A 12,901-nucleotide genomic window follows, 5' to 3' on the forward strand; every position below is an offset into this window, starting at 1 on the left:
CTACTTAATGATGGCGATAAAGTAACCGTAGCCAAAGATTTAAAAATTAAAGGTAGCTCACAAGTTATTAAAATTGGTACAAAAGCAGTCGTAAGGCGTGTGCTTGATAAAAAAGATCACGAGCTAGATTGCAAAGTAGATGGCATTGGCGAAATGATGGTAACAGCGAAGTTTGTAAAAAAGGCTAACTAGCTGGGTAAGTCGAATAAATGGCGAAGCCATGCCATCCGACGCGCCATAAAGACCTAGGACATTTCATTCAACAATAGAGTATATACAAGGCTAAAATGTATAATGTAACTATGGCTTCGTCGGATGGCGCTTCGCTTATCCGACCTACGAATAATTTATATTTTTTCGCCACACCAATTATTTGTATAAACACCTTGTTTTACGGCTCTGTGAAAACTTGAATAAGGTCAATCAACTACTCGACTAACTAAACCGTGCTTTAACGGATTAAAGTGAACGTAGTTAATATGATGCCAATAATCATCATTATTTTTAATGGTGTGCTCCCAAAACCGGCGCTGCCAAATTCCGCGCTCATTTTTACGTTTTCGTGTTTGAGTTAAAAACTCTGTTTTTGGGAGAGATTTTGAAAATCGCTTTTTAATTTCTCGCCAGCGACTCGAATAATCCATATCACCATCTGGTAAGGTTAAAACCGCATGAAGGTGATCGGGTAGCACAACCCATGCATCTATATAAAATGGCCTTTGGAATTTAACAATACGGATAGACTCTCTTAATAAATCGATATGTTCAACCAACAACGATTTATTCCTATCGAGCAAATTAACGGTAAAAAAGTACGTCCCACCTTTAACATAATTACGACGATATCGCATTACACATCCACTGCTCTATTTGTTACACATTAGCTAAATAAAGCGTAATTTTAGGATATATACAACATTGACGTAGGTCGGATAAGTGGCGGAGCCATGCCATCCGACAGTTAATTTATAAGTATAAGCGTTTATTGTATTGGTAATTTGGATCGGTGTCATGCTGATTGTTTTGTTTTGGGATGACTTGTTTGTTATACATTGCCATATTTTTCCAATATTTCAGTGCATGCAGCGTGTACTTGCGTTGAATAATAATTAATAGTTTCTTGTATTTCACTGTCAGATTTAGATAATAACTCATCGCTACAATGTTGCCTGACTTTTTTAAGTGGCAAATGATCAGTTTCTGATGTAATTAGCCCAAAAATATGAAACTCTGTTTCCCAACATTGACCATGAATATTATTTCCTAAAAATGACAAAGCTAAGACAGTATCCAAATAGTCTTCATTGCTTGTTAACAACGCCTTCGCAAGCTCACAAGACTTTCTCTTACTTGACTCATCATTCATAATCGATTCAACCTAACTCCGTAACGAAAACCAAACTTGACACCCACTTTAATTTAACAGACGAACCTATGCGTAAACTGTAAAATTTAGGATGGTTGCCTGTTTATTTTTTTCTTGACGGTCATACTCCACCTTTTATATGAAAAAAGCAGGCTCTATTTACTCGAGTCGTTTACTATTTCTTTCAAAAGCGCTTGATGTCTGAAGTCAAGATTTGACCCCTTTACTTTTTTCCTATTAATGCAGATTAAAATACGCAAAATTACTATTTTATGAGCGTTATAAATGTCACACCCTGCCTGCCCACAGTGCCAATCTGAATATGTTTACGAAGACCAACAAATGCTTATTTGCCCTGAATGCGCCTATGAATGGAACCCAAATAGTACAAACGATGAAGACGCAATTTTAGTTAAAGATGCCAACGGCACCCTACTTAATGATGGCGATAAAGTAACCGTAGCCAAAGATTTAAAAATTAAAGGCAGCTCACAAGTGATTAAAATTGGTACCAAAGCGGTCGTAAGGCGTGTGCTTGATAAAAAAGATCACGAGCTAGATTGCAAAGTTGATGGTATTGGCGAAATGATGGTAACAGCGAAGTTTGTGAAAAAGGCTAACTCGTAGGTCGGATAAATGGCGAGGCCATCTTGCATGTCTCGCCACAACGATCTAAATGGTTAATTTTATTGAGTTGTTGGTGAACATTCGTTAACAACCGCTAAACCTAAGTCTATGTGAGCAACAATATAGCCATATTCCTTCTTTGACAATTTGCCAGCTCTATAATGCTCTTTTGCCGACTTATGGTTCCAAGATTGACCACATTTTGGCTCTGGAATTTGAAGGTCTAGGGTAAGTAGGTATTCCTGTTCTTTATCTATGGAATACCCTTTTTTCATAGAACTTTTCGCGCAAAGGCTAAGTGCGTATTCAACCGCAAACTTATCAACGCTTGGTAAGCCAACAAACTCCACATCACACCCTAAAACGCGTTCGCCAGAAACCTTCGTGTAATAAAGTTCACCTGTTGTGCAAGCTGATAATAAAAAGAGCATCGCGGATATTGATAAAAATCTGTGAATCAAAACACTTCCTTTTTTACTCTTGCCCAGCTTAGCAGACATTCAAGCGTAGCGAAAACTGGTTCGAACAAACTATTTATTTGGACTAACATCCATCTAAATTTCAAAATTTAGGTGGGTGTATAATTAGTTATTATCAGTTTCCAACCTGACTCCTAACACCCACATAAGGGGCAGTACCACGTGGACTAAAATCCGAGCGAAGCGACAGAGCCCACGTGTTTCTGTCCCAGGGCGCTTGCGACCGACTTAATGTGATTGTTAACTACCAGCAGCTTTTTTAAACCACTGGCTAGATTCGGTTGTGCCATCAGGCTGAGCGGTAACCTCTATTTTATCGTAGTTGCCATCATTTACTCTTTGGATTAACTCTGTTTCCAGTGAATCCATACCTTCTAATATTCTTCGTTTTGCGGTTCCAAGCAGTTTTACGAAAGTAAATGTAGAATCTGAGTCGATTACTTTAAGCTTCTTATCCAAGATAGGAATTAATTCATCTAACGTGCTGATTGGTGTTTCCAAATATTTTGAAACTTCATTTTCGAATATATAAACAGATAAGAGCAAATGCTCTACAATTTTCAAGGCGATCATTACAGACTCTTTTTTTGCCTTTTTTATTTCATGAGCAGCGTCATTACCCATAAACCTAATCGCATGCAATCTCTGGGTGTCAGACTTTGAAATCATTCCTGATCTACTCATATTGTTAATTCTAATCTGTAAATTTCTACCCGTTATTTCTTTGTCGTTACATATGGCTTCTATCGTCGCTCTTAGCCCTAAGCCTGCTAGGGTATACGCACCCCGTTGAATTGCGATGATTGATTCTTTGTAAATGTTTTCGACTATTGGAGGTAAATCAAATGAAAACTCAAGTGGAACATGATTCTTAATGAAATGCGGATATGTTTCTACCGAAATGGGATGCTCATACTCATCTTCACTAATTGGGTAGTACTCTTCATAATCATGATACTCTTCGCGAAAAGCTATCGTTTCACAACCATTGCACTCCAATAGAAAGTACTTTGTTTCATCGTGATAAATATCAGGGGGAGTTGCCTTGCTTGTCTTTCCAAGCACTGTATGTTTGGTATTTTGATTACATGTTCTGCAATCGTTCCATATTATTTCAGAGCTCATATCTTTCCATGTTCAGTGGTAGTTAACGCCCACATTGAGGGGCTTTTTATTAGTTTGCTAAAGTTGTGTAGCGAAGCGAAACCGAGCAAACTGTAAAAAGTCCCGCTTTAATTGCTTGTTATGTACCGCATTGTAATTTAACAACTTTACCAGATTTTATGGTAGCTTGAATTGTATTTTCTCCGCCACCACCTGTAAATATAAAATTATTATCTGAGCTAGATTCAGGCATACCTAAATGAAAATACAATTCGTTTTGAGATATACCTAACTTTAACTCTTCGCAAATTGAGTTATTTCTATAGCTTGGTTTGCAAGAACTAGTTTCAGCGCAATTTTGATAAATACAAAAGTTACCATTTAATGCCCATTTCCCTCCATTGTCTAAACACGAATCTTGGAGAAGAAAAGTCTTCGCTGGCTGCCAAACTAGCGCAGTCAAAGCTATAAAGATTATCACCAATGCTAATTTAAGTTTCATAGGTACATAACAACTTATTGAACACCATTTTGGTGGTTTATAACACCCCAAAACGGCGTATATTACATAGCTCAATAATTCCACCAAACAACTCTAATGTAAACAATAAATTACGTATGTTATAAAATCTCTGCTGGTAAAATACACCAAAACGACTTTTAATAATGTTATGAGACAGATTGGCTTTGTCATATGGCGCTTTGATTATCCGGCATACATATAAAACCAATGTTTTATAAAATTTCTACCACTTCATATTCATGGTTATTGCCTGCAATACTTAGGCTTACTTCATCGTCAAGCTGCTTGCCTAAAAGTTGTTTACCCAGTGGTGCTTCAGGTGTAACCACTTGAATAGTTTGCCCTTTTACTTCAACCGTTAACCCGCCTGCGGCTGGGCCTAAATAAAACCATTTTTGTAAGGCGCTTTCATCTTCTAAACAAACGAGTGAGCTTATAATCACTTTATTGTGAGTAGGCTCTTTAAAAATGGCTTCAAATTGTTTAATGCTTTTGTAGCATTCGTTTACACGCTCGGCTTGGCCTTGTGCTAAATAAGCGGCTTCGAGCCCTAGGGTATCATATTGTGTTTCTGCTACGCTTTCTTCGTGAGTTGCTGCGTCATGCGCGGCTTTGGCAGCTTGTTTTGCGCTGTTTAATTGTGCTTCAAGTGCAAATTTAAGGTGTTCAATTACGTGGGTTTTGTTCATGAGGGAGCGCTAATAACCAATGCTGTAAACTATGTGGTTAATTTTAACGTTATAAGGCGCTTAAAACCATTATTTTAAGCGCCGATATGTTTACTTAATCATTTAGACTCGCATTTATGGCATATCCATTAATGCTTGGGTTTTTACATCGAGTTTTTCTTCGTAGTTTTTAGCACTTAACCCTAAAAGCTCAGGCAAGGTTGCCGCTATACAAATAGACGAAAACGTACCTACTACAATGCCGGTAAATAATGCAATGGCAAAGCCTTGTAATGGCGCGCCTGCGAGTAACCAAACGCTGGCAACCGTAGCAAGTGTGGTGCCCGATGTAATAAGTGTACGCGTTAACGTGCTTTTAATCGCGCTATTTATAATACTTGCGGGGCTAAGTGCATTATTAGATTTAACACGTAAAAGCTCGCGTACTCTATCACCCACTATTATAGAATCGTTAAGTGAATAGCCTATAATGGCGAGTAAACTGGCAAGTACTGTTAAATTAAACTCAAGTTGAAATAGCGAAAATAGCCCCAGTACCAGTAATAAATCATGCACTAGCGCAACTACTGAGCCAACAGCTAAACGCCATTCAAACCGCACCGCTAAATAAAGCATGACTGCAACCATAGCTGAAAACAGGGCTAAACAACCTTGCTCAAACAGTTCATCACCCACTTGTGAGCCAATATACGCTGACGATAATACCTCAGCGTTCATATCTGCGTTTTGAGTAATGGCAGATTGCCAATCATTACTATTTGCTGTTGAATCGCTAGGCGCTTCGCGTAGTTGAAAATGGCTATTGCCTTGCGCGGTTAGCTCAAACTCGCCATTGTGATTTTTAGTAATAAACGATTGAAGCTCTTTTAGCTCAACACCTTGGCTGGTGGTAAATTCCGTTAGGTAGCCACCGGTAAAATCGAGTCCAAAATTAAGCCCTTTTTGACTAAGTGTAAATACCGATAGCAGTACAAGTATGGCGCTCAAAAGCATGCCCGAAAAACGCAGACGCGTGCCCGCCTCGCCTTTTAAAAAAGTGTTAAGCATGTGCATTTACTCCTGCTTTTTTAGCCATTTTTAAATATAACGTTTGGCTTAGTACTTTTGATACGTACACGCCAGTAAATACAGAGGTTATTAAACCAAGTGCCAATGTGATGGCAAAGCCTTTAACTGGGCCGTAACCTATGCCGTATAAAATAAGCGCGGTGATCATAGTGGTTATATTGGCATCAAATATTGTATTGGCCGCCTGTTTGTAACCTTCTTGAATCGCCTGATATGCAGAGCGCCCTTTTCTGCGCTCTTCTTTAATTCGTTCAAATATAATAACGTTGGTATCTACCGCCATACCAATAGTAAGCACAAGCCCAGCAATACCCGGCAGGGTTAATACAACCCCTGGTAATAACGACATGAGGCCAACAAGCGATGTTAAATTTAATAACAGCGCTACGTTTGCAATAAGCCCTAAGCGGCGATACCACAGCGCCATAAAGGCAAGTGTAATCCCCATGCCCAACATTAATGCGGCTAAACCATTACTAATATTTTCGCTGCCAAGGCTTGGCCCTATTGTTTGCTCATGCACTATAGTTACAGGCGCGGTTAGTGAGCCTGCGCGTAATAACAGGGCTAAATCTGCCGCTGCTTGTTGGCTTTTCATATTGGTAATGCTAAAACGTGAGCTTAAGTGCTGTGCAATATTAGCCACGTTTATAACTTCGCTTTTTTTAACGGTTTCACCGTTTGCATTTTGAGAGTACTCAGAGTAAACCGTGGCCATAGGCTTACCAATATTAGCTTTTGAAAACGCCGACATAGCATCGCCGCCTTGCCCATCTAGGCTAAGCTGCACAAGGGGTTTACCCCAGTCGTCGCGCCCTATGTTGGCATTATTAATGTGATCACCGGTAAAAATAGGCACAGGATCAAGTTTAATGGTCCCACCCGACTGCATATTAAATGTTTGACCACCTACTTCTTTTAACTGGTAAAACCCAAGTGATGCAGTTGCACCTATGATGCGCTTTGCCTCGGTTGGGTCTTGCACGCCTGGTAGCTCAATACGTATACGCTGCTTACCTTGGCGCTGTGTTACGGCTTCGGTAATACCTAATTCTTCAATGCGTGAGCGAAGCGTGGTGAGTGTTTGGCTCATTACTTCTTTATCAAAGCTGCTGCGCCCTTGCTCTGAATAACTAAATAGTGCATTTTTAACGTCCCCATTATTGGTTGTTGTAACCGCTAAATTAGCAAAGCGACTTTGTAGCTCATCCATCACTGGGTTAAGTTTTTGCACCGCATTTGGTAGTGCGCTAATTTCAAAGCCATGATCCGTTTTCAGCGCTTTAAGGCCATGCGCTTTTTGCTTTACGATGATTGATTTAGCTTGTTGATATGCACTCACTAATTGCTCATCAACGGCTTTGTCTAAATCTACGTCGAGTACAAATAACACGCCGCCATTTAAATCAAGGCCCAATTTTATTGGTGATAAACCAAATTCTTGCAGCCAAAGTGGGCTTGTTGCATGTTCTACAATTTTAACTTGTGTGTTTGGATACTGCGCCTTTATAGCCGCTTGCGCTTGAGCGCTTTTAGTTGGCTCGTTTAATAAAATATTTATAGTTGCTTGTTTATCAAGCCCTTGTTCAACATTAAAGCCTTGATTATTTAAAAAAGTAACTAATGCGTTAGTACTTAGCACGGCTTGGGTTTCGCTATGAGGCGCGTTGCTTACATGCAACCACGATTTATTAGGGTATAAGTTGGGTAATGCGCTAATAGCTAATAAAATCAGCACAATAAGCATGGCTATATAGCTTAATTTAAATTTAGCCATAAATGACTTTTGATCTTTTTTTACACTTAACATGTTTTTTCCTTATTACCAGTAAATTACTGGCAACGTACTTTTTAAAAGCACAATTAATCTCAAGGCTTAAACGTAAAACGTTAAACCTAATAAAAATTAAATAAGAAAATTAAGCGTGGTAGGTAGTTACAGCGCTGTAGAGCAAGTTTGCATCTTTCCAGCCGCTCAGTCGCGACTTTTTGCTATGTGATACAAGTGTATACCAAGGCTGTTGGACAACAAAAGCGTTGGGCCTTAGGTGTATTTCTCTAAAAAGAGTTTGTGCAAAAAACTCAAATACAAGGTCGTATTCAGGCTCACTTTGCGTGGCATGTAAAAATAAAGAAGAGTTACTAGCCGTTAACCTAGGTTGATGCGCATCAAAGCCCGTTTGATGCGTTTTTTTGTGCTCACTGCCCTTTACCGATTTTGAAATAGGCTGCGTTTTAGTTAAATCAACGCTATCAGCAAATACACTCAATGAAATGGCTACCGTGTTTAATTTGTGTGTCGCGCACTGCGCACTACTTTGCACACTAAAAAGCGCACAAAACAGCAAAAAAGCAGTTATAAATACACGAACGTTAAACATAGTTACTTCAAACTAAACAAGGGATGCGTAGTATATATGGGCAAGTAATTAAAATACAATGCTTATTAATTAAGTATTTAATTTAACTGAGACCCTTAATGCGCTCCAAGCACAGTACTATAAAACGCGCCGATGCCATGACCTTAAAACAAAGCATTAAAACACTGTGGCCTTACATTACTAAATTTAAAGGGCGAGTATTTATTGCACTTTTAGCGCTTATAGGTGCTAAAGGCGCGACACTCTTAATGCCTTGGGCACTAAAAGAAATTATCGACTCGGTAGATAAATCAATCAATCCTATTTTAGTTATCCCGGCGTTACTACTGCTTATGTATGGTGGACTTAGGTTTGCCAGCGTGTTTTTAGGCGAGGTACGCGATGCGGTGTTCTCGCGTGTGACAGAGCACGCTATGCGCGATATTGGTTTAAAAGTATTTAAACATTTACACTCACTAGAGCTTGCGTTTCATCTCGATAGGCAAACAGGCGGCATAAGCCGTGATATAGAGCGCGGCACGAGTGGGCTGAGCTTTTTAATGCGTTTTTTAATGTTTAATATTGTACCCACCCTTTTTGAAATACTCACCGTTGCCATTATTTTTGGGACGCTATTTTCTGTTTGGTTTGCGTTAATAACCTTATTGGCGGTTGCTATTTATATTACCTTTACCGTAACAGTAACGCAGTGGCGAAACCGCTTTATACGTGAGGCAAACGCCGCCGATAATTTGAGTAATACACGCGCCATAGACAGTCTGCTTAACTTTGAAACCGTGGAGCGAATGTTAGAATATTTATATGTAGAAAATAATAAACCTATAGAAAACATATATAACAAAGGTTTAACTCTCTACAGTTAAAAAGGGGTTTCAGTAACATAACTGTAGAAGCAATTTTCTTTAAAATCACAAAAAATACCTGTCTATTTTTTTTAAATAAAACTTATGTGTAGAAAAAGCGAATTGACCAAGTTGTTAATGCTCAGTATGACTTCAAAGAGCAGTACAAAAATCGCTAAGTATCAGTAACCAGTGAATCTTCGCTACATACTAAAAGTTTATCCTCAAAAGACATAATCCGGGCTGTAGTGGTCAATTAATTTTGGCCACAGTTATAGAACCTTGGTATATAACTTTTATGGGAAATAGTAGTAGCGAACGGCAGGTTATCGCTCGAAGCTGGACTTCACAAAAATGCCACGAGCAGCGTTTGGGAACTCTTCACAAGAGTCAAGTAACTGTCGGCTAATATGTTGATGTACGAAAACAGTCAGCTATTGTTTAATCCTTTTGATCAACTCGCTTTTATAAACCAGATAGATCTCTTTCGCTATTTATGATTGATGCTCTTTTGGACTTCTCAGCTTCGATTATGTCTGATACGCCAAATAGAGTGAATGCAACCGTATCTACCAGGAAAAGCGTTAGCAGTCCAACTACTTTATTGGCTTGTGTAGGCTCAAGTTGCCACGGTAGGCTTTGATTGCTTTAACACAATCGTAATTACAGTTTAAGAAATACTCAAAAAATAATTCTTTACCATCCACCGAGACTTTGCCAATAACCATTACATCATTGATTTATAACAACCCTTAGCTTAACTCCACTTATCTCATCAATATAAGCTGCCGTGGCTCCTAGAACTGATAATTGATCTTCAGATACTTGAGCTTTTGATATAGCAGGCTGGACAATAGCTACACCCAGCTTAAAAGTTGAATACCTTGCTACCTTTGCAAAGTGAATCAAATCTTCGTACTGGCCTTTATCAATTCGTGAAGCCTTCCCTTGATTGAGCCTAGTACGCTCACGATCCATCAGTCGTAAGATTAGTTTCTCTTTATCACCAAACCACTTAACACTTTTTTCCGCTTGCCCCGCCACTTGATATACGTCGTCAACCCTTGCTCCAGGGCGTGCTACCCCATTTTTCTTTGAACAATACTTACAGTGAAAAAGGTCAATGACGAGTTCTTTGTCATCGTTGTTTTTTATCGCTACGATATCAGCGACTTCACCTGCACCGTCATCATCAAAAACTAAATCATAATGGCCTTTCAATTTCTGAATTGTATGATATTGAATAGAGTGAGTTAATTTGGTCGTCGTCTGTGACTCTACAGATATATCAACTCCTGCCCAATCCCAGTCTTCTGTATTATTGACATCATATAAATAGGCATAGTCTTCATTTGGGTAATACCTAAACCCACCATCAATAACGGATGTGTCACACATAAATATGGTTGGAGGATATTCATCAAAGAAATCAGATAATTGCTGAACTTGCTCGCCAAGTTTGATATCGAGATTATCTTGCGATAAGAAGCTGACCTCACCTTTGCCTGTTATTGTTACTTCAATTGGGCTAACTGCATACTGACTTTTTAGAACCAAGCTTAGTACCTTAGGGTCTTTATTTTGCACTTCCGCTATCAATAACTCGCAATTAATTAAGTTATCTTCCCAATTAGCTGACTTTATAGTGACCTTGGATTCATTTTTTCTTAGTAGCTCTACAGGCCATTCGACAGACAGAGGGGGGATTTCTGGATATTCTTCTAACTCTTCAGTCTGCATTGCAGTTTTCATGACTTCGTTAGTATCAATGGTCTCATCTAGAATTTTTGCTCCGACTCCCTTGCACCAAGTGATCCATTTGTCCAAAGAATCACTATCCATCGCCCAAACTTTACCTTTATGGGAGCAACCTATACTTACTAGCTCACCATTCTCGTACCCTTTGCCAAAAATATTAGATTTTGTAGCTCTATTTGCTTCTATATCTGGAATCTGCTCGTTAATTTCTGTGCCTGTATGCATTGAATACCGCAGACCTTTTTTATTTTTATTAAGACCTACATTTTGGAGCTTCAGTCGTTTTAGCCCAGCTAAAGATCTAAATACATGCTCACCTTGAACTTGAGCTGCATTTTCAGCAACTAACTTCACCAACCTTTTAACCAAACCATCTTTAGCTGAAGAATGGATAAATAGAAGGTTAGTGTTCTGGTCATAAAAGGCTATATACAAGTCCCAAGACTCATCGAATAGTTCTTTTGAGCTTGTCCACCCAACTGGCAAATAAGATTTTATAGAGAAAACTAATGTATTTTTTTCATCGTTAAGAACTGAATCCACTATCTGAAATTGCTTATTCGCAAACCTTTGAAATCGCTCTGGCTGCCAAGTAGCTATGCGCATCCTATAAATAACCGTGCTAATGCTAGGTGTCAGTCCTAAATCAAGTAGCTTACTTGGAGTTGAAAATTCAGCTCGAAACTCTTGATACTCTTTCTCATCTTTGATTTTTCGAGAGCTGATGTCACTTATAACGTTGTTCCAGTCGGAATCTTCTTTGTACAAATCCTCCAAGCATTCGTTAACATTGGGGTTAGCTATGTTTGCCACGAACTTAGCATCACCAACATCTTGGGTAGTCCGTGTAAAGCGACCTGTGAATTGAAGCATAATGTTTATGCTCTTATGCGGGTCGTGAATCGCCGATATCTTTAACTGTGGTAAATCAAAGCCTTCACCTAGCATATCAACACAAACAATGATTTTGTGTTCTCTATTTCTTATTGCTTGTAAGACATCAGCTTTCTTTTTCACCTTACTGTTGATTAAGACTGGTTTTAAGTCCTCTTCATTAGCGTATAACTTAAAAATGTCTTTGGCTCTTTTGATGGTACTAGCCCTAGCCATTACAATATGATCTAGACCAGCAGCCAGATCTGCTCTAAGTAGCTCAATAGCTTTCTCTGCAATAGCCTGATCAGATTGCTCTTCAACGAACTCTCTTACTGGGTGAAACTCAATTGGTTTGAAGTAACCTTCATCTTGCGCTTTTTTAAGAGGGTAATTAAATATTATTTTTCCCTCAACTCTTGAACCATCACTTCTAAAAGGAGTAGCAGTAAATTGAAATACGGATTTATCCTTGAATTGTGACTTTACTCTTGCCCATGTTGCAGCAGTGATATGATGCGCTTCATCCACCACGAGGTGTGTGCACGCTTCAGTCAACTTTACAAAGTATTCACTTTTGAATTTAGCCAGCGCCGATGCAGATGCGACTATGACGTTTGATTTCAATAACTCGTCTAAATGTTCGTGTTCATCAACACCATGTTTTATGGTGGCAACAATTGGGTTGAGAGTAATGTCTTTAATTAACCCAAGTTCTCGAAGAAGACCTAATTGGACGAACTTATTCTTCGTTTGTTCTCGCAATGCGTCAGAGGGAACTATAACTAGGGTTCTTTTAAAATGGCCTGCTACCACGATGGACAATATGGTTTCAGTTTTCCCTGTCCCCGTCGGCATTACTATAGTTGCTGCTGTTGTATTATCAGAACGTTCGTACCCTAACGCTGAAAAAATCCCCCCAATTTGTGGGGGTCTCAAGCCACTTGTTTGATGGGCTATATTTTCTTCTTTGAACAAAAAATCAGATTGGCACCATGAAGAATAAATTGACTCAGGAGTGTGCTGGTCGGCATTAATTGGCAGCCAAACTATCGTACTATTTTTAACTTTTATCTCTTTTAACTGTTCCATCAAATTAATTCCCTAACGAACATAGATAGTCTCTTGATTTTTATGCGCTTAAATTACCATCAAGCCAAACACCTGTCTATAAAACAGACAATATTACAT

The 12,901-nt window shown here is 38.9% G+C and carries 11 protein-coding genes and 2 pseudogenes; 3 read left to right on the forward strand and 10 right to left on the reverse strand.

What is annotated here, in order from left to right; genetic code table 11:
* Positions 1-192: alkylphosphonate utilization protein (locus WDB87_RS04805; protein WP_337849226.1), on the forward strand; the 192-nt coding region annotated here is incomplete at its 5' end.
* A 155-nt stretch (positions 193-347) separates the two neighbouring features.
* Here the strand turns inward: WDB87_RS04805 and WDB87_RS04810 are convergent.
* Positions 348-851 (reverse strand): annotated as a pseudogene (locus WDB87_RS04810) (REP-associated tyrosine transposase).
* Positions 852-1,045: 194 nt separating this feature from the next.
* Positions 1,046-1,366, reverse strand: coding sequence for a hypothetical protein (locus tag WDB87_RS04815; RefSeq protein WP_055016431.1), 321 nt, complete (start codon positions 1,364-1,366; stop codon positions 1,046-1,048).
* A gap of 285 nt (positions 1,367-1,651) precedes the next feature.
* Between WDB87_RS04815 and WDB87_RS04820 the strand changes: the two genes are divergently transcribed.
* The gene (locus tag WDB87_RS04820) at positions 1,652-1,993 is read left to right on the forward strand and encodes a zinc ribbon domain-containing protein YjdM (RefSeq protein WP_303546379.1); all 342 of its coding nucleotides are present in this window, start codon (positions 1,652-1,654) and stop codon (positions 1,991-1,993) included.
* A 59-nt stretch (positions 1,994-2,052) separates the two neighbouring features.
* Here WDB87_RS04820 and WDB87_RS04825 read toward each other — a convergent pair whose 3' ends face one another.
* The 7 genes from WDB87_RS04825 to WDB87_RS04855 all read right to left on the reverse strand — a co-directional run bounded on the left by WDB87_RS04825 (position 2,053) and on the right by WDB87_RS04855 (position 8,237).
* Complete coding sequence (locus tag WDB87_RS04825) at positions 2,053-2,493, reverse strand: hypothetical protein (protein WP_443197903.1); 441 nt, start codon at positions 2,491-2,493, stop codon at positions 2,053-2,055.
* A gap of 219 nt (positions 2,494-2,712) precedes the next feature.
* Positions 2,713-3,597, reverse strand: a complete 885-nt coding sequence (locus WDB87_RS04830) for a DUF4145 domain-containing protein (protein WP_337849228.1) — start codon at positions 3,595-3,597, stop codon at positions 2,713-2,715.
* Between the two features lie 118 nt (positions 3,598-3,715).
* Positions 3,716-4,078 (reverse strand): hypothetical protein, encoded by a 363-nt coding sequence (locus WDB87_RS04835; protein ID WP_337849229.1) that lies wholly within the window; start codon positions 4,076-4,078, stop codon positions 3,716-3,718.
* A 233-nt stretch (positions 4,079-4,311) separates the two neighbouring features.
* Entirely contained in the window at positions 4,312-4,788 is a 477-nt protein-coding gene (locus tag WDB87_RS04840) for a GreA/GreB family elongation factor (protein WP_337849230.1), read from the reverse strand.
* Positions 4,789-4,902: 114 nt separating this feature from the next.
* Positions 4,903-5,835 (reverse strand): protein translocase subunit SecF, encoded by a 933-nt coding sequence (gene secF, locus WDB87_RS04845; RefSeq protein WP_337849231.1) that lies wholly within the window; start codon positions 5,833-5,835, stop codon positions 4,903-4,905.
* Positions 5,828-7,666 carry a protein translocase subunit SecD gene (gene secD / locus WDB87_RS04850; RefSeq protein ID WP_337849232.1) on the reverse strand — a complete coding sequence of 613 codons (1,839 nt, stop codon included), beginning with the start codon at positions 7,664-7,666 and terminating at the stop codon, positions 5,828-5,830. The genes secF and secD overlap by 8 nt, the downstream gene beginning before the upstream one ends.
* Before the next feature lie 109 nt (positions 7,667-7,775).
* On the reverse strand, positions 7,776-8,237 hold the full coding sequence (locus tag WDB87_RS04855) for a hypothetical protein (protein ID WP_337849233.1): 462 nt from the start codon (positions 8,235-8,237) through the stop codon (positions 7,776-7,778).
* Positions 8,238-8,335: 98 nt separating this feature from the next.
* Between WDB87_RS04855 and WDB87_RS04860 the strand changes: the two are divergent.
* Positions 8,336-9,019 (forward strand): annotated as a pseudogene (locus WDB87_RS04860) (ABC transporter transmembrane domain-containing protein); the annotation flags it as partial.
* A gap of 792 nt (positions 9,020-9,811) precedes the next feature.
* Here WDB87_RS04860 and WDB87_RS04865 read toward each other — a convergent pair.
* Entirely contained in the window at positions 9,812-12,802 is a 2,991-nt protein-coding gene (locus WDB87_RS04865) for a DEAD/DEAH box helicase (RefSeq protein WP_337849234.1), read from the reverse strand.
* Positions 12,803-12,901 lie beyond the last annotated feature (99 nt).

The sequence above is a fragment of the Pseudoalteromonas sp. C12FD-1 genome (genome assembly GCF_037414265.1).
In the GTDB taxonomy this organism is placed as follows: Bacteria; Pseudomonadota; Gammaproteobacteria; order Enterobacterales; family Alteromonadaceae; genus Pseudoalteromonas.